A 23,486-nucleotide genomic window follows, 5' to 3' on the forward strand; every position below is an offset into this window, starting at 1 on the left:
CCGCTGGGTCTGACAACGGACGGACAACTGGAGGCACCCATGGACCTGCCCTTCCAGAGAGGGAAGAATGTCACCGCCCCATGCTTCCCTCCCGCCCTGGCCTGCTCGTCCTGTCGCTGCTGTTGCTGTCCAGCCCCGTGCTCGCGGATAACAACGCGGACGAGGCGGACATCGCCTTCGAGCTGGGCAACGACGCCTACGCCAAGGGGCAGTACGCCGAGGCGCTGCGCTCCTACTTCACCAGCTACCGCCTGGTGCCCAACCGCAACGTCCTCTTCAACATCGCCCGCTGCTTCGAGGCGCTGAACAAGTTCAACGAGGCGTACCGCTACTACAACGACCTGCTCACCGAGGACCTGCCCTCCGAGGACGCCGCCGAGGTGTCCCGCTCGGTGGAGCGCCTGCGCCCCAAGGTGGCCCTCGTCAAGGTCACCACCAACCCCAAGGGCGCCGACGTCTACGTGGACCGCATGGACCTGGGCAGCCGCGGCCGCTCGCCGCAGACGCTCGCGCTGTCCCCCGGCCGCCACAAAATCATGGTGAAGAAGGACGGCTACCGCCCCGCCGAAGCCATCGTCTCGCTCGTGCGCGGCCGCGAGGCGGAGCAGACCTTCGACCTGGCCCTCATCACCGGTGGCGTGGAGCTGTCCGGCACCCCCGACGGCGCCGAGGTGCGCGACTCGCTCAACGGCCCCGTCATCGGCACCGTGCCCGGACGCGTGCGCCTGTCCCCCGGCCAGCGAGTGCTGTACGTGCGCGCCCCCGGCTACGCCCCCAGCCAGTACGTGGTGGACGTGCCCGCCGACGGCAACGTGCCCCTCGCCGTGTCCCTGCGCGTGCAGGACCGCCCCACCGGCCGGCTCGTCGTCACCGCCAACCGCGATGGCGCCGCCGTGCGCGTGGACGGCAAGCCCACCGGCTTCACCCCCACCGTCATCACCCTCCCGGAAGGTGAGCACTCGCTGGAGGTCGAGAGCCGCGAGGTGCGCCCGCTGCGGCAGAAAGTGACGGTCGTCGCCGACCAGGAGGTCAAGGTCCACGCCGAGCTGCGCTACGCGCCGCCCCCCGTGCGCGCCGCCTCCAAGAGCCTCGTGTCCGTGGACGACGCCCCCGCCTCCACCACCGTCCTCACGCAGGAGGAGCTGCGCGCCTTCGGATGGCGCACCCTGGCCGAGGCCCTCTCCGGCGTGCGCGGCATCTTCCTCACCGACGACCGGACGTACACCTACCTGGGCGTGCGCGGCTTCTCGCCCCCGGGTGACCTCAACACGCGCGTGCTCATCCTCTGGGACGGCCACTCCATGAACGACGTCTGGGCCGGCCAGGGCTACGCCGCCCGGGACCTCGCCGTGGACCTCCAGGAGGTGGAGCGCATCGAGGTGGTGCGAGGCCCGGGCTCCGCGCTTTACGGCACCGGCGCCTTCTTCGCCGTCATCAACGTGGTGCCCCGTGAGTCGCTGGGCCCCGACCACCGCCTGGAAGTCACCGGCGCGGTGGGCGGGCTGGGCACCACGCACGGCCATGCCACCGCCGCGTGGGAGGACGGAGACCGCTCGGTGCTGGTGAGCGCCGCGGCCATCAGCGCGTCCGGCGCGGACACCACGCGGCTGGGCGAGCAGGGCCCCATCATCACCGGCCTGGACGCGGAGCGCGCCGCCACCGGCTCGGTGAAGGCCCGCCTGGGCGGCTTCTCCATGCTGGCCCAGTTCAACGTGCGCACCAAGGAGCTGCCCACCGCCCCGTACGGCACCGTGCCCGGCACCGAGGGCAACGTCGTGGAGGACCTGCGCGCCTTCGCCGAGGCCCGCTACGAGAAGACCTTCTCCGAGCGCTTCAGCCTGTCCCTGCGCGGCGCGTTCGACCTCAGCCGCTACGAGGGCACCTACGTGTACCCGGAGGAGGACGGCGGGCCCAACACCGAGGAGGGCTCGGCCGACTGGGTCACCGCCGAGGCCCGCGCGCAGATGGGCCTCTTCGAGGGAAACCGCCTCACCCTGGGCATCGAAGGCCAGGGCCAGCTGCGCGTGAGGCAGACCGCGGGAGGCGAGCCGCTGGAGACGAAGGACCGCACGCTGGTCTCCGTCTACCTGCTCGACGAGTGGAAGCTGCACCCGCGGCTGAGCGTCTCCGCCGGCCTGCGCCTGGACAAGTACCTGGACCTGGACACCACGCCCCTCACGCCGCGCCTGGCCCTCATCGCGCGGCCGTATGACGCGGGCCTCACCAAGCTGGTGGCCGGCGGCGCCTTCCGCGCACCCAACGTCTACGAGCTCTACTACGCGGATGGCATCTCCCAGGGAGCCGCCGGAGACCTCGAGCCGGAGAGAATCACCACCTTCGAGCTGGAGCACTCGCACGACCTGACGGACGAGCTGCGCCTCACCGTGGCCGGCTACCACAACCGCATCTCCAGCCTGGTGCAGCTCCAGACGGATGCCAGCCCGTCCCCCGAGTGCAACGGCGCGCCCTGCCTGCGCTTCGTCAACGCGGACGGCACCACGCTGGCCTGGGGCGCGGAAGCCGGCGTGCACTGGCAGCCGGGCCGCTGGCTGCTGGTGGACCTGAGCTACTCGTACGTGAAGCTGAGCAACGCCTCCGAGGAGGTGGCCCAGGCGGCCCCCGCGCACCTCGTGTCCGGGCGGCTGCTGCTGCCGGTGGGCGCCGGGGACATGCGGGTGGCCACGCAGGCCACCTACCAGAGCGCCCGCGCCACCGGGGTCGGGGGGGCGGACAACGGCGAGGCGCTGCTCGTCGGCTTCGGCCTCTCCGGGGACTACGGCCCCCTGCGCTACTTCGCCGGCGTGCACAACCTGCTGGACACCCGGTACACGCTGCCGGTGTCGGACGAGAACTCCATCGCCCCCGTGCCCCAGTACGGCCGCACCTTCACCCTGCAGCTCACCGGCACCTTCTGACGCCCCGTCCCGAAGTCCCCGCCATGTCCGACACCGCGCTGTCCTTCATCCAACCCGGCCACGCCCTGTACGAGGGAGAGCTGGAGCTGCGCTTCCGGGTGCTGCGCGAGCCGCTCGGCTACACCCGCGCGCAGGTGGTTTTTCCGTTCGAGGCGGACAGCTTCCACCTGGTGGCCCACCAGGGCGGCACGGTGCTGGGCTGTGTCCTGTTCAACCCGGAGGACGCGCACGGCGGCCGGCTCTTCCAGATGGCCGTGGCCCCCCACCTTCAGGGCCAGGGACTGGGCGCCCGGCTGGTGCGCTCCCTGGAAGAGGAGCTGCGCCGCCGGGGCTTCACCCACGTCCACCTCCATGCCCGCGCGCCCGTCGTGCCCTTCTACGAGCGCCTCGGCTACGCCGTGCATGGCGAGCCGTTCAGCGAGGTGGGAATTCCACATCGGCACATGCGCAAGACGCTCGCATAGGGGGAACCCGCTGCGTCTGTGTCACCCGGCAACCAGCCCGGGAGGCTCCATCAGGCCCTGGGACTTCACCGGCGAGGGATGCTGATAACCTTTCCCGGGCGGCAGCAGCGCGCCACCTCCCAGGAGATCCGATGAACGGACCGAACGATGGACGTTCCCCGCCCTCTTCCCGCGGCACCGGCCCCACGGCGGGCCCGCCCGGAGACGAGCACGAGGAGGACATCGGTTCAGAGTCCGATGTCGCCGACGACGGGCCCCGGCCCCGCCCCATCCAGGTGATGGAAGGCAACACCCTGCACACGCGGCTGACGCGCGAGCTGGGGGTGCACTATCCCTTCGTCAACGCCGGCATGGCCTTCGTGGCGCTGCCGCCGCTGGTCATCGCCGTGTCCGAGGCGGGAGGCCTGGGCATGCTCGGTGCCGCCCCCGAGCCGCCGCCCATGCTGCGCGCCCGCCTCCAGGCCATCCAGGCAGGCACGAAGCGCCCGTATGGCGTCAACTTCGTCGTCGCCCACGCGGGCGGGCAGGACTTCACCACGCGCGAGCACATCGACGTGTGCATCGCGGCGCGGGTGCCCGTCGTCTCCTTCCACTGGGACTTGCCGCCCGCGGACTGGGTGCGAGCGCTGAAGGCCGCGGGCACGAAGGTGTGGCTGCAGGTGCCCTCGGTGGAGCACGCGCGCAAGGCGCTGGAGCTGGGCGCGGACGGCCTCATCGCCCAGGGCCACCAGGCCGCCGGGCACAACCGGAGCCGCCAGCCCACGCTGCAGCTGGTGCGCGAGCTGCGCGCGCTGGCGGGTGAGCGGCCGGTGCTGGCCGCCGGTGGCATCGCCGACGGGCTCAGCGTGGCGCGCGCCCTCTTCCACGGCGCCGACGGCGTCTGGGTGGGCACCCGCATGGTGGCGTCCGTGGAGGCCCACGCGCACCCCGGCTACAAGGAGCGGCTGGTGGAGAGCGACGCGGGCGACACCGACGTCACCACCCTCTTCGGACCCGAGTGGCCCGGCGTGCGCATGCGCGTGCTGCGCAACCGCGTGGTGCGCGAGTGGGCCGGCCGCGAGGACCGCCTCCCCACGCCCCCGCCGCCTCCGGCGACCATCGGCGTCACCCGGCTGTTCCCCGGTGTCCCGGGCGGCGACGCGCCCTTCACCATGCCGAAGTTCTGCTCCTTCGTGCCCACGCCCGACACCGAGGGCGACCTGGAGGAGATGGCCATGCCGGCCAGTGGCGCCAGCATCGCCCGCATCGAAGGGATTCTGCCCGCCGGGCAGATTGTGGTGGAGATGATGGAGCGCGCGCGCCGGGTGCTGGCGGATCCGCACGGCCTGGAAGGCGACACCGAGGAGGACGACCGGGGCTGAGTTGGAGTAGGAGCGCCCCATGGGCACGCACCGGCGGCGCGCGACACTCCTGGGATGGCTCGTCTTCGGCCTGTGCGGCGCCACCGCGGTGGTGCGCGCCGCGACCTCCGACGTCCGTCCACCGCAGCGGCGCCTGTCCGACGCCGAGCGCGCCCAGGTGGGCCTTGCCGCCGCCGCCGAGGAGCCCGCGCGCCGGCGCGCCTCGCGCCACTCCTTCCCCGGCGACCACTGGTCCCAGGACGACGACTTCGGCGCCTCCGAGCGCCGGTGGGCCGTGGACGAGGCCCACCGCCGCGGCGTGCCCGTGACGGACGTGCTGGGCGCCATCGACGCGGAGCTGCACTCCTCCGCGCCCGTCGTCCCGCCCCGCAAAGCCACCGCCAGCCCGTGCAAGCCACGGCCCTTCTACGACTGAGCTCCGGCGCCCGCCCTCCATGACGCCCCTGCCCCGACGGCTGCTCCGCGCCGCCCACCGCGCCGCTTCCCTCACCAGCGTGCGCCTGGCCCTCTTCGCCGTGCTCGCGCTGGTGGCCTGCTGGCGCCCCCTCACCGTGGCCGGAGGACTGAATGACTTCCGCGACGCCCACCTGCTCAACGCGTACGAGGACGCGGGCTCGCGCACGCTGACGCGCTACGGGCAGCTGCCGCTGTGGAACCCCTGGTCCTGCGGTGGCCAGTACGCCCTGGGCAGCCCGCAGACGCGCGTGGCGGCTCCCACGCTGCTGCTGTCCGCCGCGCTGGGCCCCCGGCGCGCGGAGCCGGTGGCGCTGTGGGCCTTCCTCGTGCTCGGCATGGAGGGCTTCTTCCGCTACGCGCGGCGGCGCGTGGGCTCGGCGGTGGGGGCGCTCGCGGCGGCGCCGCTCTTCGGCCTCGCGGGCTTCACCGCGCTGTCGTGGTCCATCGGCTGGCTCAACTTCGCCGGCTTCCTGCTGCTGCCCTGGCTGATGCTGGGCGCGCGGCGCGCCGCGGAGGGACGCGTGTCCGGCGCCGTGCTGGTGGCCGGCATCTTCGCGTTCCTGCTCGGCTTCGGCGGCACGTACCCGGTGCCCATGGGCGCCCTCTTCGTCGCGCTGGAGTCCGGACGCACGCTGTACCGGCTGCGCGGCCCCGCTCGGCTCCGGGCGCTGTGGGCGCTGGGTGCCACGGCCCTCTTCACCCTGGGCGCCTGCGCCTTCCGGCTGTGGCCCCTGGTGGAGACGATGCGCTCCTCGCCGCGCGTCATGGCGGGCACGCCGGGGCACTCGCTGGAGACGCTGGCGAAGATGCTGCTCCAGCTCCCCGCGCGCTCCGGGCACAGCGACCCGGGCAACTTCTACCTCGTGCCCGTGGCGCTCGCGCTGGTGCCCGTGGCCGTGGCGCTGTGCCGCCGCCGCGCGCTGTACCCCACCGTGCTGGCGACGCTGTGCGTGTGGATGGCGGCCGGGTACTCCGTGAAGCCGTCGCTGTTCGCCGGGCTGCGGCTGCTGCCCATCTTCGGGACGCTGCGCTACCCGGAGCGCTTCCTCGTCCCCGCGGGCCTCTTCATCGCCGAGCTGGCCGCGCTGGGACTCGCCGCGCTCCTGGTGCGCTCGCTGCGCGCGCCCCGTCATGCCTCCCGGTGGTGGCTGTCCGCGGTGGTGGTGTGCGGGGTGATGATGGCGGGCTGGGGCGTCCAGGCCCACGCGTTCCGCAACCTCACGCGCTGGGCCCCCATGGTGGCGGAGCCCCCGCCCACGCCTCCCGAGTCCGAGCAGCCGTTCGCCCAGGCGCGTGGCAACCGCTGGGCGCAGGGGTACTTCCTCGCCCTCAACCGCGGCTCCATCGCCTGCGGCGAGGCGTGGCCGGTGCCCATGTCCGAGCGGCTGCGCGGGGACCTGCCCCAGGAGGAGTACCTGGAGGACGCGTCGGCCGGCACCGCGCGCCGCGTGGAGTGGACGCCCAACCGCGTGGCCGTGGACGTGGCGGCGTCACGTCCCACGGTGCTGCTGGTGAACCAGAACTGGCACCCGGGCTGGAAGTCCTCGGTGGGCGAGGTCGTCTCGCGCGACGGGCTGCTGGCCGTGCGCGTGCCGGAGGGTGCACACCAGGTGGTGCTGAGCTTCCTGCCTCGCTCGGGCCTGGGCGGAGCGCTGGTGTCGGTGCTGGCCTGGGCCGGGCTGGCCTTCGTCGCGCGGCGCCCGCGTGCCCGGGAGCAGCGGCTGGGAGCGACGGCGCTGATGGTGGCCTCCGTGCCGGTGCTCGTGTGGGCCGCGCTGCTGCTGGCCTGGCAGGAGCCGGTGGCGCGCGCGGAGCCTCGGGGGCCGGATGGCGTGCGGATGCTGGTGGCGTCGCTGCCTCCGGAGGCTCGGCCCTTCGGCGCGCGCTTCGACGTGCCGGTGGAGCTGGTGGCGGCGGAGGTGCCCGCGGCGCCGGACGCAGAGGGCATCGTCCCCGTGGTGCTCTACTGGCGGGTGACGGGGCCGGTGCCCCGCTCGGCCGGAATCTTCGTCCACATCCCGGGCCCCGACGGCAAGCGCAAGGGCGCGGACCACGCGGTGGTGGGTGGCACCTTCTTCTTCCGCGATGCGCCGCGAGACGTCCTCCTGCGCGACGCCTTCGCCGTGTCCACGAAGGACTGGGAGGCCGGCGAGTGGAAGCTGCTGGTGGGCCTGTGGCACGCCGGCGGAGATGGCTCGCGCATCGGCGCGTTCGGGACGGACGGGAAGCCGCTTCACGAGGCGCGCGTCGAGGTGGGCAGCTTCACCGTGCCTCCGAAGACGCAGTCCAGTGGACAGCCCTGAGCCTTCACGTACGGAGTGCCGGGACGCCGCGCGTCCGTGGCGTTATGAAGCGCGCATGAGAATCCTGCACACCATGCTCCGCGTTGGCGACCTGGAGAAGTCGCTCGACTTCTACACCCGGGTCATCGGGATGAAGCTGCTGCGCCGCCACGAGTACCCGGACGGGAAGTTCACGCTCGCCTTCGTCGGCTTCGGCCCGGAGGACACGCACCCGGCGCTGGAGCTCACGCACAACTGGGGCGTCGAGAAGTACGAGCTGGGCACGGCGTACGGGCACGTGGCGCTCGGCGTGAAGGACATCCGCGCCACGTGCGATGCCATCCGCCAGGCCGGCGGGAAGGTGGTGCGCGAGCCGGGGCCCATGAAGCACGGCACGACGGTCATCGCCTTCGTCGAGGACCCGGACGGGTACCGCGTGGAGCTGATTGAACAGGGGACGTGAGCGACCTCAGCGCTCTTCGACCGTGCTGCCACGCACGCCGATGGCCTCGACGATGAAGTCGAAGAGCGTCTCTCCTTCACCCCGTGCCGCCTGCTCCGCGCAACCGAGCAGCCAGGCCTTGCCGTCCTCGTCGAGAGGGTCGCCGCGCAGAAGCCGCGCTTCCGCCCACTCGTGAAGCGCCACGTGTCCCAGGGCCCGCCGCGAGGCCGCGGCACCCTCCCAGCGGACGATGAACGGCGGCGCCACGCCGAAGCCCCCGACGCAGCAGTCCTGCAGGGAATCGAGACTCCATCCGAAATAGCCACCCGCGCCATTCACCGCCTCGCCCATGGAGCAGAAGAAGGAGCTCAGGTCCTCGATGAAGCGCCCCTGAAGCACGATGATGCTTCCCGGCGGGCGGTCAGGAGGCCACGGCTGCGGACGCGCGAAGTGGCGCGCGCAGGCGGCTTCGAGCCACTCGAGGCGCTCCTCGCGTGACAGTGAACTCCAAGCTCCCGGGGCAGCAGGCGTTTCCATTCCGTAGTGCATGACACCCACGAACGTCCGTCAGCGGTCCTGACCCGGTGACGTGAGCCGCACACGACACCTGCACACCGGCCTCGCCCCCGTTAAGGTGCCCTCCGTGAGCACCGCCCTCCACTTCGTCCCCGGCCACGAGCCTCCCGACCGTCCCCGCGACGGCGCCCTCCTGTTCCTCGCCCGAGGCATGGACGTGCTCATCCAGGAGCACGAGGGCGCTCCCTCCCTTCCCACCGGCGCCGCCTTCCCCGAGCTCGCCGCCGGTGCGCACTACCTGGGCGCCCTGGACGGGCAGGACTGCTACGCCGCCCTGCTGCCCGAGGACTTCACCCCGCCCGAGGGCTTCACGAAGGTCCTCGCGCGCTCGCTCTACAAGCGCGTAGACGAGGCCCGCTTCGCCGTCGTGGGCCGCGCCATCTCCATCGTCGAGTGGGACCTCACCCACCGCTTCTGCGGCCGCTGTGGCACCCCCACCCAGCTCGTCCCCGGCGAGCGCGCCCGCCGCTGCCCCGTGGACCACACGCCCTTCTACCCGCGCATCGCCCCCGCCATCATCGTCCTCGTCACCCGCGGCGACACGATGCTGCTCGGCCGCAACGCCACCTTCCCCGAGCCCATGTTCAGCACCCTCGCCGGCTTCGTGGACCCGGGTGAGACGCTGGAGGAGTGCGTCGCCCGCGAGGTGAAGGAGGAGGTCGGCATCGACGTGAAGAACATCCGCTACTTCGGCTCGCAGCCCTGGCCCTATGGGCGCTCGCTCATGGTGGGCTTCACCGCCGAGTACGCCGGAGGCGACATCGTCGTGGACCCCAAAGAAATCGCCGAGGCCCACTTCTTCAGCCCCGACAACCTCCCGCGTATCCCCCCGCGCCTGAGCATCGCCCGCCAGCTCATCGACGCCTTCTGCGAGCGCGTGAAGGGCCCTGCCCAGTCCTCCTAGCGGCGAGCCCGTCCAGCCGGGCCGGGCGCCCGCCCGCCTCCTGGCTCCTGGAATGGCGTCAGGCGGCCCGGGCGTTACCGTCCGGTTCGGGGGTCCTCGCTTGCATTCGCGGAGGCGCTGGGGTTGAAGCGCCGCTCACCTCCGGCTCCACCCGAAGACGTCCACCACGCCATGCCCGCCGCACGCCCGCACATCGAGCCCCGCCTCGTCCCCACCGCCGACTCCGTGGTGGTGAAGGAGATATACCTCTCCGTCCAGGGCGAGTCCTCCCACGCAGGCCTGCTCTGCGCCTTCGTCCGCCTCACCGGCTGCCACCTGCGCTGCACCTACTGCGACAGCGAGTTCGCCTTCCACGGCGGCAGGCGCATGAAGAACGCGGACATCGTCTCCGAGGTGAAGGCGCTCCGCTCGCCCAGCGTGGAGGTCACCGGCGGCGAGCCCCTCCTCCAGCCCGGCGTCTACCCGCTGATGCAGGACCTGCTCGACGCGGGGCTCAAGGTGCTGCTGGAGACCAGCGGCGCCATCGACGTGCGGCTCGTGCCTCCGGCCGTGCACAAAATCGTCGACATGAAGACGCCCTCGTCGGGCGAGCACTCGCGCAACGACTACCGCAACTTCACGTCCATGAATGCCAACGACGAGCTCAAGTTCGTCATCGGCTCGCGCGAGGACTACGACTGGTCGAAGGCGCTCATCACCGAGCACCGCCTGCTGGACAGGCCCTTCGGCATCCTCTTCTCCACCGTCTGGGACAAGCTCCACCCGCGCCAGCTCGCCGAGTGGGTCATCGAGGACAGGCTCGCCGTCCGCTTCCAGCTCCAGATGCACAAGTACCTCTGGGACCCGAACGCGCGCGGCGTGTGACGGTGGGCCCGCGGGGCCCCACGGCTCACGGCAGGTACTGGGACAGCGTCAGCATCAGCAGCCACGCGAGGGACAGCGTCAGGTTGAAGTACCCCAGCCCGCGCGCGACCCGGGCCTGCGTGATTCCCCGCTCGGGGCCATGGCCGTCGCGGATGCGCCGCAGCTCGCGCGAGCCCAGCAGCACCCCGGCCAGCCCCGCCACCAGCGAGGGCAGCGGCAGGGCCATCGAGCACGGCAGGCAGGCCACCCCGAGCACGTTGAGGCCCAGCGCCACCTGCACCACCCACGACGGCTTCGCGCTCTTGCGCAGCACGTCGAGGCACGGCGCGCAGTAGGGCGACTCGCCCACCACCTCCGTGCAGTCGCCGCACAGGAAGGTGCCACACCGCGCGCACGTGGCCACCGCGGCCATTTCCGGGTGGATGCCACAGCGCGCGCCCGTGGCCGGGGGCATCACCGCGTCACCGTGGAACCCGGGCCTGGCGACGCGCGGAGCCCGCGGGAACGGGAGCCCATCAGCCCACCAGAATCCGACACTGGGCGCGGCAGGAGTGGGGATTCCATCACCACCCCGGCGTCAACTCCTGGGGATTTCATCCCCAGCGCTGAGCACGTGCCGGGAACGCGACGCCTCAGAAGCCCGGCGGTGGGACGTGGGAGGACAGCGCCGCCAGCCCGTGGGCGCCCAGGCCCAGGAACACCGCGGCCAGCACCGTGCTGGCCATGAAGCCGGCGACGATGAGGCCCTTGCGCGGGTGCTCGAACTGGCTGAACGCGTAGAAGAGCAGGTAGCAGGGGATGAGCAGCACCATCACCCCCGTGCCCACGCTCCGGCGGAAGGCGTGGAGCAGCAGGAAGACGGTGCACCCCAGCGCGGCGAGACCGAACAGGATGGCGAGCGGAAGCAGCGGCACGCCCTTCCCTTAACACGTTCCCCCCTTTGCGGCGCCGCCGTGCGCATATTAAGCACGCCCCGACGTCAACCAGCCGAGGTGACTGCCCATGAACACCGCCAAGACGCTGCTCAACTTCGTGCTCGCGGGCGCCCTGCTCGGCATCGTCGTCGCCTCGTGGATGGGCCCCGCCTTCCTCGGCTGGTACAACGAGACGCCCTACGCCACGCAGACGATGTGCAACCTGCCGGACGTGATTCGCAGGACGTCCGCGTCGCTGCTCACCTACCAGGCCACGGGCGCCGGCATCGGCGCCCTCGCCTCACTGGTGCTGGGCGTGCTCTTCGTCCGCCGCGCCAGCCGCCGCGCCCGGGCCCAGGCGGGCCAGACGCCTCCGGCCGCCCCGCCGCCCACGGCGCCCCACGCCACCGCCTGACACCGCGCTACGGCGCGGGAGGCGGAACCCGCACCACCACCGACGGCGTCGTCCCCAGCACGCCTGCCCCTTCGGAGTCCTGCACGGTGACGGTGATGTTGAACAGGCTCGTCTCCGCCACGTCCGGCGCCGTCCACGTGGGGTTGCGCGCGTGGATGTCGCTGAACCGCCCGGCGGGCTGCGCGGGGACCTGCGCCCACTCGTACGTCATGTCGTCCCCGTCAGGGTCGTTCACCTCGAGCTGCATCATCAGCACCTCGCCGGGGTCCGCCGTGAGGGAGTTCGGACGCGGCCCCACCGTGACCTCCGGTGGACTGTTGACCCTGCACCCGGAGCCGAACGCCCCCAGCGCCAACGCCATGAAGATTCCCGAGCACGACCGAAACATGGACTTCCCCCTGCGAAAGGTACCTCTAGCCTAACGCGTCAGCAGGGGTGGGTGTATCGCCACACCTTCCTGAAAAGTCCTGGAATCCATGATGGAAGTCAGACGGCGCGGGCAAGGGTCCACCATTGGGTGTCATCCCTGCTCGCGAGTCCGAGGCCGGACGGCGGCGCGCGGGCCTACTTCGACCGCGCCTTGGCGCGACGGGTGGGCTTGCGGCGCGCGGCCAGCACCAGGCGCAGCTTCTCCGCCCGGGACAGGCGCTTGATGGCGGCCTCGCGGCGCAGGGCCTCGCCCCGCTCACCCACGGCCTCACTCCACACCAGGACGACGGGCAGGCGGGCGCGGGTGTAGGCCGCTCCGCGTCCCCGGCCGTGGGTGGCGAGCCGGCGCTCCAGGTTGTTGGTGGCACCGGTGTACAGCGTGCCGTCCTGGCAGCGCAGCATGTAGACAGACCAGGAGGGCGGGGGGAGCGATTCGTCCGGCACGGCGCGCGGACTCTACCGTTCCCCACCCGGGCCCGCCTCACTCCTTCGGCGTCGGTGCTCGCCCCTTTCTCCGCAGAGCGGGCAGGCGCAGCCGCCGCAGCAACCGGAAGGGCTTGCGCTCCTTCGGCGGCGGCTTCACCCGCGCCATGACCTCCGAGACTGGCGCCAGGGGGTCCACCCCCCAGGCCGCGAGAATGTGGGCCTCGCTCACCAGCCCCACCACCCCACCCCCTTCACCCACCACCCCCAGCATCCTCACCTGGTGCCGCTCCATCTCCCGAAGCGCACGTAGGAGGGTGTCTGTGGGAAAAACGGTGGCGATGAAGGATGACAACGCTTCCTTGAAAGCCCTGTTTTGCCGCATCCAACGTCCTCCCGCCATTACACGCACATCTCCCTGCAACAGCCCTGCCGGGAGTAGATGGGGACTTCTATTGAACACGGCACGGCCCCGCGGTCGGGCTTAGACTGCTTGAGTGACTCGCAGACAGGTGGCCCGTTTGGGCCGAATGGCAGACCTCTTCTCCCGGACGGTGACGCGCGGGAAGGAGGGGCTGCTGACGTTGAGCTTCCGCCCGGACGAGCTGTATCGCGTGCCCACGGATGACGGGGCCTCCATTGCGATGGGCCGCTACCACCCCCGAGGGGAGCGCCGCTTCGCCGAGCCCGTCATCCTCTGCCACGGGCTGGGAGCCAACCGCTTCCACATGGACTTCGACGAGCACTACAGCTTCGCGCGCTACCTGGCCCGGGCGGGCTTCGAGGCGTGGGTGCTGGAGCTGCGCGGCCGGGGGCTGGCGGGCGACTGCGCGGACTTCAACTTCGACGACCAGGCCGAACATGATGTCCGCACCGCGGTGCGAACCGTCCTGTCCACAGGTGCGAAGGAAGTGCTCTGGGTAGGTCATTCCAAGGGCGGACTGACCCTCTACGCGCACCTGGCGAAGAACCCGGAAGCCCCCATCCGCGCGGCCGCCGTGCTGGGCAGCCCGTTCACCTTCGCGGTGCAACCAGGGCTGCGCACCTTCATCCAGCGGGTGGAGCCGCTGCTGAAGCTCAAGTACATCCCCACCGGCCGGGTGACGAGCATCGCCCTGTTCGGCGCGCCGCCGGGGCCGCTGAGCCGGTACATGATGCTGGCGGAGAACATGGACCCGGAGGTGGTGCGGCGCGCGCTGGCCAACGTGCCCGCCAACGTCGCGGGCGGTGTGGGGCGCCAGTTCGCCCGGTGGATTTCCACCAACCGCTTCACCTCGTATGACGGGGGCTTCGACTACCGCGAGGGCCTGTCCAAGGTGCGCACCCCCTTCCTGCTGCTGGCCGGGAGCAAGGACCTGCTGGCCCCGCCCATGTCGGTGGCGCGCGCGAAGGAGCACCTGGGCGGGCCGGTGAAGTTCCTCGTCGCCGGGCGGGCCCATGGCTTCGGGGCGGACTACGGGCACGCCGACCTCATCCTCGGCCGCCGGGCGCCGGACGAAATCTTCCCCCTGGTGGAAGCGTTCCTGGCGGCGCACGCCACCCGCGCCTGAGCCGCGGGCCCTGGGCCCACGGGCTGACAGCCGCTTCCCAGGGCCCGGGGCTCCAGGTTGTCCGAGTCCAGCCGGCGTGCTACCCGGAAGCCCCCCGCATGTCCCTCGCCGCCCGTCTTCTCACCCTCGCCCTGCTGGCGCCCGCCGCGTGTGGCCGGGCCCCCTCCGAGCCGCCTCGCGCTCCGGCCGAGGGGCGCGCGGAGCTCGACTTGCGCCACACCCGGCAGGCAGGCGGCCAGGCGGTGGCCCGCTGGAGTGGGGACAGGGTGACGGCGGAGGAGCTCGCCCGGCGCTTCGCCGAGATGAGCCCCGCCTTGCGCGAGCGGTACGTGGCCCCCGAGGCGCGGCGTGAGTACGTGGAGTCCATGGCGCGCTTCGAGCTGCTGGTGCGCGACGCGCTCGCGCAGGGGCTGCATGAGGACCCCGAGGTGGTGGAGGCCACCCGGCGCGCGCTGGTGAACCGGCTGATGCGCGCGAAGCTGGAGGACGCCCCCGCCGACATCAGCGACGCGGAGCTGGCGGACGCCTACGCCGCGCGCCGCGACGACTTCGTGCGGCCCGAGGCCGTGCGCCTGTCCCATGTCTTCCTCGCCGCGCCCCGCGCCGACGCCGCCCGCGTGGCCGCCGCGCGCAAGCGGGCCGACGCGCTGCTGGCGCGGGCCCGGGCCCTGCCGGCGGGTGACTTCGCCGCCTTCGGCCAGCTCGCGCGCGAGCACAGCGAGGAGCCCCGCACGGCGCCGCTGGATGGCGACCTGCGCTTCCTCTCCGACGAGGCCCTGGCCGGCACGTACGGCGCCGAGGTGGCCCGGGCCGCCCGCGCGCTGGCCGCCGAGGGCGCCCTCAGCGGCGTGGTGCAGACGGACGCCGGCCTGCACCTGCTGAAGCTGCGCGCGCGGCGCCCCGCGCTGAACCTCGCCCTGGACGACGTGCGCGAGGAGCTGCGCGTGCGCCTGGAGGGCGAGAAGCGCTCGCGCGCCTGGGCCGCGTACCTGGCCCGCGTGGAGCAGCAGTTCTCGCTGGCGGTGGACCCGGACGCGCTCGCAGGCGTGCCCGTAGACCCGAGCGCCCCCATGCGGAAACCCTCGGGCCCCCTGCCCGGAACGGTGCCCGCGCCATGAGTGCCCGCTTGCCAGTCAGGGGAGCAGGCCCCACCTATGGGAGTCGCCCCCTCCCTACCCCGAGGCACCCCAGCATGCGTTTCAATCCCACCCGCGCCTTCCTGTCCCCACTCGCCCTGGTGCTCTGCCTGGGGCTGGGCGCCGCGTGCAACAAGCCGGTGAAGGAGGACCCCGACGCGTCGGTGGTCGCCACCATCAACGGCGAGGTGCTCAGCCGCGCGGACTTCGAGCAGGAGCTGTGGCGCGAGCTGGCCTCCACCGAGGCCCCACAGCGCACGCCGGAAGAGGTGGAGCCCTTCAAGCGGGCGCTCCTCGACACGTACATCCACCGGCTGCTGCTGCTCCAGGCGGCGCGCAAGAACAACATCAGCGTCACCCCGGAGGAGGTGGACCGGGGGGTGCTGCGCCTGTCCGGCGACTACCCCGCCGGCAACTTCAACGAGGTGCTGGCCCAGGGGCAGCTGTCCATGGCGGAGCTGCGCGCCCGCGAGGCGAGCCGGCTGACGATTGAGAAGCTCTTCGCCAACCACGTCTACTCGCGCGTGGCGGTGACGGAGGAGGAGCTGCGCGCCTACTACACGGCGAACGAGGCGGACTTCAACGAGCCCGAGCAGGTCCACGCGGCCCAGATTGTCGTCAAGGGCCTGGACGAGGCGCGGCGGGTGCAGGCGCAGCTCAAGGCGGGCAAGAAGTTCTCGGACCTGGCGCGCCGGTATTCCCTCAGCGCGGACGGCAAGGTGGGGGGAGACCTCGGCTCCTTCCCCCGCGGACAGATGCCCCCGGCTTTCGACGAGGTGGTATTCAAGCTGGCGGTGGGGCAGGTTTCGGATGTGGTCTCCACCGAGTACGGCTACCACCTGTTCCGGGTGCTGGAGCGCAAGCCGGCACGCAAGCGGGAGTTCGCCGAGGTGCGGCAGCTGGTGGAGGCGAAGCTGCTGGAGCAGAAGCGCACGGAGGCGCAGGCGTCGTTCGAGAAGGAGCTGCGGGAGAAGTCGCAGGTGCAGGTGAACGAGGCCACGCTGCAGGCCATCCGTGGGAAGCCGGCGCCGCAGCAGGCGGCGAAGTGACGGAATCGAAGGCCGGGACGGGCGTTGGACCGTCCTGGTGGGGTGCGGAAGGATGCTCGAGATGAAGAAGTGGGTGGCAGGCATCGCGACGGCGGCGCTCCTGGGGAGCCTGGGGAGCGGCACGGCGGCGCGCGCGGAGCTGGTGGACCGGGTGGCCGCGGTGGTGAACCGCGACATCATCGCGCTGTCGGAGGTGCAGCAGCGCGCGGCTCCGGAGCTGTCGCGCATCAACAACCCCGACCCCAAGAAGCGCGCCGAGCTGCGGGTGCAGCTGATGAAGACGGCGCTGGACACGCTCATCGGCGAGAAGCTGATGGAGGCGGAGATTGCCCAGCTCGGCATCACCGCGACCGAGGCCGAGGTCGACCAGCTGGTCGACGACGTGCGCCAGCAGAACAACATCACCGACCCGAAGCAGTTCGAGCAGCTCCTGGTGGGCGAGGGCCTCACCATGGCCGCCTACCGGGACATGCTGCGCAAGCGCATCCTGCGGGAGCGGCTGCTGCGCCTGAAGATCGGTCCCAAGGTGAAGATTACCGAGGAGGACCTGAAGGCCGCCTACGCGCAGTACGCGCGCCTGGAGAGCCAGGACTCGGAGGTCCACGCGCGCCACATCCTGGTGTCGGTGGACCCGAAGGCCCCGCAGGAGCAGGTGGATGCCGCCTACAAGAAGGCACAGGCCATCGCCGCGGAGGCCCGGCGGCCCGGCATGGACTTCTCCGCCCTGGCGCGCGCGCGCAGCGAGGGCCCCAGCGCGGCCGACGGCGGCGACCTGGGCTGGTTCAAGCGCGGCGTCATGGTGCCCGCCTTCGAGAAGGTCGCCTTCACGCTGAAGGACGGCGAGGTCAGCGAGCCGGTGCGCACCAACTTCGGCTGGCACATCCTGAAAGTGGAGGAGCGCCGCTCGGTGGCGGCCACCTCCTACGACGAGATGCGCCCCAAGCTGGAGGCGAAGCTGGCCAACGAGAAGTCGGAGAAGTTCCTCGAGCAGTACGTGGCCGAGCTGCGACAGAAGGCCAACGTCGACGTGAAGCTGTAGTCAGCGGCGAGTCCTCCCGGTCCGTGAGTCCTCCTCTCGTCGGCATCTCCCTGGGTGACGTGTCGGGCATCGGTCCGGAGGTGACGGCCGCGGCCCTGGCGCTCCCCACGTTGCGCAAGGCGCTCGTCCCCGTGGTGTTCGGGGACGGGCCCACCCTGGAGCGCTTCCCCGTCTTCCGCCGCTACGCGCGCGTGGTGCCACAGCACCTGCGCCGCGTGGACGGGCCCACCGTGGTGGAGGTGACGAAGCTGGCGGAGAAGGACCGCGTGCCGGGACGCCCCTCCCGCGCGGGCGGCCGGGCGCAGTACGCGTTCATCACCGCGGCGATTGAAGCGATGCGCGAGGGGAACGTGGACGCGCTGTGCACGGCGCCGGTGTCAAAGGAGCAGATTTCGCGCGCGGGCATTCCCTTCATGGGCCACACGGAGGTGCTGGCCGACGCGTTCGGCGTGGACGTGATGATGCTGATGGACGGGCCCCGGGTGCGCGTGGCGCTGGCCACCAACCATGTGTCCATCCTGGAGCTGCCGAAGCTGCTCACCGTGAAGGGGCTCACCGCGCAGCTCAAGCTGCTTTCTCGGAGCCTGGAGCCGGTGGTGGGAAGGCGCCCGCGCATCGCGGTGCTGGGGCTCAACCCGCACGCGGGCGAGGGCGGGCTCCTGGGACGCGAGGAGGTGGACGTCATCGGCCCCGCCATCCGCAGGGCGCGCGCGGCGCGGGTGGATGCGAGCGGGCCCATCCCGGCGGATGGCCTCTTCGCGCGGCCAGAGCGCATCGGCGAGCAGTACGATGTGGTGCTGGCCATGTACCACGACCAGGGACTCATCCCGGCGAAGGCGCTCGACTTCGAGCGCACCGTGAATGTGACGCTGGGGCTGCCGGTGCCTCGCACGTCTCCGGACCACGGCACCGCCTATGCGATTGCCGGCAAGGGTGAGGCGAGCTGCGTGCCCATGGTGGAGGCCCTGCTCAAGGCGGCGCAGCTGGCACGGGCCAGCGCGCGAGGTGCTCAGCCAGGTCCTCGCCGTCCTTCTCGGGGTCGATGAGCTGGACGTGAGCGGCGGTGCCCCCGTCCGGGAGCACCAGGACGCTGACGCGGCCCTTCGGACAGTGGCCCAGGCAGCCCGAGGGCAGCACGCGGGTGCGCTCCGTGAGGCCACGCGCGCAGAGCGCTTCCTTGAGCCGGCGTGGCAGGTCCACACCTCCGGCGCTCGCGTCCAGGCGCACCAGGCAGCGGTGGCAGACGTGCAGCTCGGTGGGCTCGGGCTCCGTTGGCTCCGTTGGCTCCGTTGTTCCAGGCGGCATGCCGGGGAAGCATAGAGGCCGGTGCACGCCGATGCCCGGGTGGACGCCTTCCTTCCCGGAGTCCAGGCGGGCGATGATGCCTGGCATGCTGCGCGCCCTGCTGTGCTTCACGCTCCTGTCCACAGCCGCGCGGGCCGGTGCTCCTTCGCCCCGGAGCTCGGTGGGCGTCTACGCGGCACGGCCGGCGCCGTCCCTCGAAAAGTCCTTCGGGGACGCGGGGGGCTCGGAGTCCAGCCCGCCCTGGCCCTGGCTGGACCCGGAGCCACTGAAGCCCGATACGGGCACGCAGGGCGAGGAGGAGCTGCTCGGTTGGCTGGTCTCGGGTGACAGCGCCCAGCGTGCGGAGGCGCAGCTCCGGCTGCTGACCCAGGGCGAGTCCCTGCTGCCGAGGCTCGAGGTGCTGGCCGTGGGCGCTCCGGATGACGAGGCGAAAGCGGCGGTGCTGGAGTTCCTCGAGGTCCTGACGGCGCGAAGAGTCCACCCCTCCCTGCTCGGGCCCTATCCTCGGCTGAGCGCGCTGGCGGAGAAGTCCGTGGCGCGCGGTCAGGAGCTCGTGGCCGCCTGGGAGATGGCACAGCCTGCCCGACAGCTCGTCGCGGAGTTCCAGCCAGGCCTGTGCGCCACCGGGCCCCCGCCGGAGCCGAGGCTGCTCATCGAGGGGCGGGAACTCCGGGAGCTGCGGGACGCGCTGGGGGCCCTCGGTGGGCTGGCGCTTCCGGGCATCGAGAAGCTGATGGCCTCTGGCTCCACCACGTCCCGTCTCCAGGGGATTGTGCTCGCGATGGAGCTGGGACTCCGCCCGGGTGCCGCGGCCCTCGAGGGGCTGCGACAGGACGCCCGCGAAGTCGAGCTGGACGTGAGCGCCCTGTCGCTGAGCTTCATGCCAGCAAGGCACATGGCGCGTTCGAAGCAGGGCTCGAAGAAGGTCTCCGTCTCCAAGCGCGCCAGCATCCTGGAGCGAGGGCTCTCCATGCACTGGCGAGAGCGTCGGGACCATGAACCCTTCGCGCTTCGCGCCGAGGATGACGCTCACGAGTGGTTCAGCGTCGCGCGGTGGGCCTGGGCGGAAGGTGGGGCTCCTGCTTTCAATCAGGGTGGGAGGGACCTCATCAGCTCCTTTCGGACCACCGGCGCCTGGGAAGCGACGGACGCGCAGCTGTATTGGAACCACGCAAGGCCGCTGTGGCGCTTGTGGTGGACGGCGATGAGGACCCATCCGGGCCCCTACGAGCGGCTGCGCTGGTCCGCGCTGGCCAGCAGCGCGCAGGGCTACCAGTACCGCTTCGACACCCACCCCAGCAAAGAGAGCTGGCTTCGCATCGAGGCCGCCTCCCCAGTCAAGGCGGAGCTCCTTGCCGTCCCACTCTTCGGCAAGAAGCCTTTCGTGCTCTGGCGGGGAGCCCTTCCCCTGAAGCTTCGCCTGAAGCAGCCGGTGAGCGCCGTCAACATCCGTGTGAGCCTGGAAGGGAAGTGGGTGGACTCAGGACTGTCCGTGTCGCCCCAAGAGGGGGAGCTGCAGACGCTCTGGTTGCATCCTGAGCTGCTGCGGCGCCACCTGCAGGAAGAAGCGCGTCGCTAGAAGACGAACGGGAAGCGGATGGGCTCCTCCATGCGGACCTGGTGGACCGGGAACTTCCAGCGGCGCACCACGTCCTCGATGCAGCGCGCGAGCGGCGTGGCGCGCAGCGTGTCCGTGCTCATGGAGACGCTGGTGGTCTCGCCGCTGGGGAGCACCGACCACTGCACGAGGAAGCGGCCACCGCCCTCCACCGGCGTGCCCTGGGCATGCTGCCGGATGCACGCGGTGATGGCCGGCTGGTTCGCCACCACCACGGCATTCACGTCGTCCGGAGTGAGGTGCTGCTTCGCATCCGGCACGGGCGGGATGTAGACGGTGCGCGAGGCGCGCGGGTCCGCCGCCTCCTTGTTCTCCGCGTCCTCCGTGAAGCCCAGCTCCCGCGCGAAGTCCTCGTCCAGCTCCGAGTACTGGCTCCGAGGACGGGCATCGGCGGCGGCTTCCGCCACGTCCTCCCCGGGCGAGGTCTCCGCGTCGCCGGACTCGGAAGGAACGTTCATTCCACCGGCCTCGGACTCGCCCTCGTCGAAGGACAGCTCGCTCGCGGCGGGGGCGGTCTCCTCGTCCTCGTTGGCGGCGGCGCGCGGCAGGGTGACACCCACCGTCTTCGCGGGCGCCTTGCGCGTGGAAGGCGCCACGGCGGCGACCGTGCCACTGGTGAGGGTGGTGCCTCCCACGGCGGTGTTCGTCGCGCCGGACGTGGGCTGCGGGGCGCGCAGGCCATTCGCCGCGCCGAGCACGTCTCCCTGGGCCGTGGACAGCACGGTGCCGGCGACCGAGGCCGCGGCCTGCTGGGCTCCCGACGGCTCGGAGACGCCCGTGGCTCCGGCTCCGTTCACACCCGGGAGCTGCGCGCCAGGGGCTCCGCCTTGCAACGTGGCCTCGGTGCCGGGCTGCGCCGCGCCGGCCACGCTACCGACCTGCGCCGTGCTGCCCGAAGCCACCTGAGCCGCTCCCGTCAGGCCCGGAGTGCCGCCCTGCTGCGCCACACCGCCGGTGCCCGGGAGCAGCGAGGTGCCACCCGACTGCCCCCCGCTACCCGTGCCCGGGGACACCTGGCCGCCGAGCTGCGCCGTGCTCGACGACGTCCAGGTGCCGCCGGCGGGATGCACACCCTGCGTGCCCGCCCCGGTGCCGCTGTCCCGGAAGTGCAGGCCCGCAACCACGAGCAGGCCCGCAGCGAGCACGCCCGCCGCGGCCGCGCCCAGGAAGGCACCAGGCCTCAGGCCGAGGAGGCGCTTCGGCTCGGGGTGCGCGGCCAGGGGCATGCCCCACGGCTGCTGCGGATACGCCTGCGCAGGCCCCCATGGATGAAGCGGCGCACCCTGCATGGGCAGGCCCGGCGCTGGCGCGATGCCCGGCAGCAGGTTGCCCGGAGGATACAGAGGAGCGCTCGCGAAGCCCGTCGGAGGGACAGGCTGGACCGGCGTGCTCCACGGCGTCGCCGGCAGGCCCGCGGCATCCGTGCCCGCACCCATGGCGCCCTCACTGGCCGCCGCGTGCACTGCGTCCGGGTCCACCGGAGACAGCATCGCCGCGAAGCGCGTGGTCTCCTTCGCGCCCGGGCTCATGCGCATCCACTCGGGAATCTCCACCACCGGCTCGGGCAGCGCCTCCGCCTCGGAGAGCGCGGGCGGCGGCAGCGTCTTCAGCCACTCCGACTCCCGCTCGGCCAGGTCGAGCAGCGTGCGCATGCTCCCGGACGCGGTGGTGACGGCGTCCGTGTCCCGCGCCTCCGACTCCGAGTCGAGCCTCGGACGCACGAAGAGCTCGCGGTCCAGGTACGCATCCAGGTCCACGTCGAGCACATCGCTCACGTTCAGCGGTGCACCCGGCACCGGGCCTCGCCCCGACGCCCCCGCCGCGCCCTGAGTCCCCATCCCCTGCCCCTCGGCCCCTGACAGAAACTCGCCCACACACCCTCCCGCGCCCGCGCCGGCCCTGATCGCGCCAGGGCCTGCAAGCTAGGAACGGGTCTGCAATGCGCCACCCATGAGTGTCCTCTCCAGAACGCTCTGCCCCGCGGATGGAGCCCACATGTCCAATGCTCCACCCGGCCCGCACACGTGGGGGCCGGGCCTCACACGCATGACGACATCCCGCTTCGGGTCTCAGCGGTTTTTCACGCCCGCGGCGAACGCAGCGAGCGTGTCGCAGCCCATGCCACAGGCGCTGCTACCAGCGCTCCTTGTCGCTCTTCGGAGCCATGGGCCAGGGGGGCGCGGTGACGCCGTTCACCGTGAGGCCGCCGTGCATGAACACCGGCGCGCCCTGGAGGAAGCCCGCCGGGAAGTTCAGCGTCGGCGTGGAGGCGTCGTCCAGCGCCTTCACCTGCGCGGGCGTGAGGTGCACGTCCAGCGCGCCCAGGTTGTTGTCGAGCTGCTCCAGCGTGCGCGCTCCCAGAATCGTGGACGTCACGCCCGGCCGGCCCTGTACCCACGCCAGCGCCACGCGCGCCACCGTGGTGTCCTGCTCCTTCGCCACGCGCTGGAGCACGTCGATGATGCCGTACGTCTTCTCGTTGAGCGAGCCCTCCGCCCAGGCGCCGCGGTCCGCCTTCTGCTTGCCCGCGTTCTCCCGCGTGTACTTGCCGCTGAGCACGCCGCTCTTCAGCGGGGACCACGGCGTCACGCCGAGCCCCAGCTCGCGCGCCATGGGCATCAGCTCGCCTTCCACCGTGCGCTCCAGCAGCGAGTACTCGATTTGCAGTGCCGCCAGCGGAGCCCAACCCCGGAAGTGCGCCGTCACCTGCGCCTGCGCCACCTTCCATGCCGGCGTGTCCGAGACACCGACGTAGCGGACCTTCTCGGAGCGCACGAGGTCATCCAGCCCGCGCATCGTCTCCTCGATGGGCGTGTGCATGTCCCAGCAGTGCATCCAGTACAGGTCGATGTAGTCCGTCTGCAGCCGGCGCAGCGACTCCTCGCACTGGGCCATCAGCGACTTGCGGCCCGCGCCACCGCCGTTCGGGTCGCTGGGGAAGTGGTTGCCGAAGAACTTGGTGGCGATGACCACCCGCTCTCTCTTGCTGGGGTGGCGCCCCAGGTGGTCTCCGATGATCTTCTCCGAGTGCCCGTAGGTGTACGCGTTGGCGGTGTCGATGAAGTTGCCGCCGCGCTCGAGGAAGCGGTCCATGATGGCGTTGGACGTCTCGACGCTGCTGCCCCAGCCCAGCTCCTCGCCGAAGGTCATGGCACCGAGGCAGAAGGGACTGACGCGCAGGCCGGAGCGGCCGAGGGTGACGTAGTGATTCAACGGCATGGGGACTCCCGGGAGGGAAGGTGACACCAGGCTTCCCAGGCGCGGAGCACGAGCAGGCCTGGAAGGTCCGGCGGGAAGAGGGCTGGAGGACTAACGCCCCACCGTGCTTCCCCGCCACCGCGCCG

Annotated in this window: 24 protein-coding genes; 15 read left to right on the forward strand and 9 right to left on the reverse strand. The window is 71.8% G+C overall.

The features are described from left to right. The first annotated feature begins 80 nt into the window (after window positions 1–80). From LXT23_RS03365 to gloA, 6 genes are all read left to right on the forward strand, one after another. Window positions 81–2,915 carry a TonB-dependent receptor domain-containing protein gene (locus LXT23_RS03365; RefSeq protein ID WP_253978600.1) on the forward strand — a complete coding sequence of 945 codons (2,835 nt, stop codon included), beginning with the start codon at window positions 81–83 and terminating at the stop codon, window positions 2,913–2,915. 23 nt (window positions 2,916–2,938) lie between these two features. Next, window positions 2,939–3,379: a GNAT family N-acetyltransferase gene (locus LXT23_RS03370; RefSeq protein ID WP_253978601.1), complete on the forward strand. Its 441-nt coding sequence runs from the start codon at window positions 2,939–2,941 to the stop codon at window positions 3,377–3,379. Window positions 3,380–3,510: 131 nt separating this feature from the next. Next, window positions 3,511–4,740 (forward strand): NAD(P)H-dependent flavin oxidoreductase, encoded by a 1,230-nt coding sequence (locus LXT23_RS03375; RefSeq protein ID WP_253978602.1) that lies wholly within the window; start codon window positions 3,511–3,513, stop codon window positions 4,738–4,740. 19 nt (window positions 4,741–4,759) lie between these two features. After that, window positions 4,760–5,155 carry a hypothetical protein gene (locus tag LXT23_RS03380; RefSeq protein WP_253978603.1) on the forward strand — a complete coding sequence of 132 codons (396 nt, stop codon included), beginning with the start codon at window positions 4,760–4,762 and terminating at the stop codon, window positions 5,153–5,155. Between the two features lie 19 nt (window positions 5,156–5,174). Then, window positions 5,175–7,499: a hypothetical protein gene (locus LXT23_RS50030; protein WP_267146670.1), complete on the forward strand. Its 2,325-nt coding sequence runs from the start codon at window positions 5,175–5,177 to the stop codon at window positions 7,497–7,499. A 55-nt stretch (window positions 7,500–7,554) separates the two neighbouring features. Then, the gene (gene gloA, locus LXT23_RS03390; protein ID WP_253978604.1) at window positions 7,555–7,941 is read left to right on the forward strand and encodes a lactoylglutathione lyase; all 387 of its coding nucleotides are present in this window, start codon (window positions 7,555–7,557) and stop codon (window positions 7,939–7,941) included. Between the two features lie 6 nt (window positions 7,942–7,947). On the opposite strand, the gene LXT23_RS03395 is transcribed toward gloA, so the two are convergent. Further along, a complete protein-coding gene (locus tag LXT23_RS03395; RefSeq protein WP_253978605.1) occupies window positions 7,948–8,319 on the reverse strand; it encodes a barstar family protein in 372 nt (123 codons plus the stop codon). A gap of 244 nt (window positions 8,320–8,563) precedes the next feature. On the opposite strand from LXT23_RS03395, the gene nudC reads away from it, so the two are divergent. Next, entirely contained in the window at window positions 8,564–9,400 is an 837-nt protein-coding gene (gene nudC / locus LXT23_RS03400; protein ID WP_253978606.1) for an NAD(+) diphosphatase, read from the forward strand. 171 nt (window positions 9,401–9,571) lie between these two features. Next, the gene (locus LXT23_RS03405) at window positions 9,572–10,264 is read left to right on the forward strand and encodes a radical SAM protein (RefSeq protein ID WP_253978607.1); all 693 of its coding nucleotides are present in this window, start codon (window positions 9,572–9,574) and stop codon (window positions 10,262–10,264) included. 25 nt (window positions 10,265–10,289) lie between these two features. Here LXT23_RS03405 and LXT23_RS03410 read toward each other — a convergent pair whose 3' ends face one another. Both LXT23_RS03410 and LXT23_RS03415 read right to left on the reverse strand, forming a co-directional pair. Then, a complete protein-coding gene (locus tag LXT23_RS03410) occupies window positions 10,290–10,718 on the reverse strand; it encodes a hypothetical protein (RefSeq protein ID WP_253978608.1) in 429 nt (142 codons plus the stop codon). A gap of 178 nt (window positions 10,719–10,896) precedes the next feature. Continuing rightward, window positions 10,897–11,178, reverse strand: a complete 282-nt coding sequence (locus tag LXT23_RS03415; protein ID WP_253978609.1) for a hypothetical protein — start codon at window positions 11,176–11,178, stop codon at window positions 10,897–10,899. 88 nt (window positions 11,179–11,266) lie between these two features. On the opposite strand from LXT23_RS03415, the gene LXT23_RS03420 reads away from it, so the two are divergent. After that, the gene (locus LXT23_RS03420) at window positions 11,267–11,593 is read left to right on the forward strand and encodes a hypothetical protein (protein ID WP_253978610.1); all 327 of its coding nucleotides are present in this window, start codon (window positions 11,267–11,269) and stop codon (window positions 11,591–11,593) included. Between the two features lie 7 nt (window positions 11,594–11,600). On the opposite strand, the gene LXT23_RS03425 is transcribed toward LXT23_RS03420, so the two are convergent. The 3 genes from LXT23_RS03425 to LXT23_RS03435 form a co-directional block, all read right to left on the reverse strand. After that, entirely contained in the window at window positions 11,601–11,954 is a 354-nt protein-coding gene (locus tag LXT23_RS03425) for a hypothetical protein (RefSeq protein ID WP_253978611.1), read from the reverse strand. A gap of 203 nt (window positions 11,955–12,157) precedes the next feature. Continuing rightward, a complete protein-coding gene (locus LXT23_RS03430) occupies window positions 12,158–12,424 on the reverse strand; it encodes a GIY-YIG nuclease family protein (protein WP_253979522.1) in 267 nt (88 codons plus the stop codon). A gap of 79 nt (window positions 12,425–12,503) precedes the next feature. Further along, window positions 12,504–12,848 carry a CBS domain-containing protein gene (locus LXT23_RS03435; RefSeq protein WP_323378832.1) on the reverse strand — a complete coding sequence of 115 codons (345 nt, stop codon included), beginning with the start codon at window positions 12,846–12,848 and terminating at the stop codon, window positions 12,504–12,506. Window positions 12,849–12,975: 127 nt separating this feature from the next. Here LXT23_RS03435 and LXT23_RS03440 point away from each other — a divergent pair, with 127 nt between their 5' ends. From LXT23_RS03440 to pdxA, 5 genes are all read left to right on the forward strand, one after another. After that, window positions 12,976–13,995, forward strand: a complete 1,020-nt coding sequence (locus LXT23_RS03440; protein WP_253978613.1) for an alpha/beta fold hydrolase — start codon at window positions 12,976–12,978, stop codon at window positions 13,993–13,995. Between the two features lie 98 nt (window positions 13,996–14,093). Then, window positions 14,094–15,113, forward strand: coding sequence for a peptidylprolyl isomerase (locus tag LXT23_RS03445; RefSeq protein ID WP_253978614.1), 1,020 nt, complete (start codon window positions 14,094–14,096; stop codon window positions 15,111–15,113). Between the two features lie 74 nt (window positions 15,114–15,187). Beyond that, on the forward strand, window positions 15,188–16,180 hold the full coding sequence (locus tag LXT23_RS03450; RefSeq protein ID WP_253978615.1) for a peptidylprolyl isomerase: 993 nt from the start codon (window positions 15,188–15,190) through the stop codon (window positions 16,178–16,180). 61 nt (window positions 16,181–16,241) lie between these two features. Next, window positions 16,242–17,219, forward strand: a complete 978-nt coding sequence (locus tag LXT23_RS03455; protein WP_253978616.1) for a peptidylprolyl isomerase — start codon at window positions 16,242–16,244, stop codon at window positions 17,217–17,219. A 23-nt stretch (window positions 17,220–17,242) separates the two neighbouring features. Continuing rightward, on the forward strand, window positions 17,243–18,265 hold the full coding sequence (gene pdxA / locus LXT23_RS03460) for a 4-hydroxythreonine-4-phosphate dehydrogenase PdxA (protein ID WP_253978617.1): 1,023 nt from the start codon (window positions 17,243–17,245) through the stop codon (window positions 18,263–18,265). On the opposite strand, the gene LXT23_RS03465 is transcribed toward pdxA, so the two are convergent. Beyond that, window positions 18,189–18,611: a (2Fe-2S) ferredoxin domain-containing protein gene (locus LXT23_RS03465; protein ID WP_253978618.1), complete on the reverse strand. Its 423-nt coding sequence runs from the start codon at window positions 18,609–18,611 to the stop codon at window positions 18,189–18,191. The two genes, pdxA and LXT23_RS03465, sit on opposite strands and share 77 nt — an antisense overlap. On the opposite strand from LXT23_RS03465, the gene LXT23_RS03470 reads away from it, so the two are divergent. Then, window positions 18,598–20,103, forward strand: a complete 1,506-nt coding sequence (locus LXT23_RS03470) for a hypothetical protein (protein WP_253978619.1) — start codon at window positions 18,598–18,600, stop codon at window positions 20,101–20,103. The genes LXT23_RS03465 and LXT23_RS03470 overlap by 14 nt on opposite strands. Here the strand turns inward: LXT23_RS03470 and LXT23_RS50280 are convergent. After that, window positions 20,100–21,917, reverse strand: a complete 1,818-nt coding sequence (locus LXT23_RS50280) for an AgmX/PglI C-terminal domain-containing protein (RefSeq protein WP_253978620.1) — start codon at window positions 21,915–21,917, stop codon at window positions 20,100–20,102. The two genes, LXT23_RS03470 and LXT23_RS50280, sit on opposite strands and share 4 nt — an antisense overlap. Window positions 21,918–22,275: 358 nt before the next feature. Further along, complete coding sequence (locus LXT23_RS03480) at window positions 22,276–23,361, reverse strand: aldo/keto reductase (RefSeq protein WP_253978621.1); 1,086 nt, start codon at window positions 23,359–23,361, stop codon at window positions 22,276–22,278. Window positions 23,362–23,486 lie beyond the last annotated feature (125 nt).

Origin of the sequence: Pyxidicoccus xibeiensis (genome assembly GCF_024198175.1) — a bacterium.
Classification (GTDB): Bacteria; Myxococcota; Myxococcia; order Myxococcales; family Myxococcaceae; genus Myxococcus; species Myxococcus xibeiensis.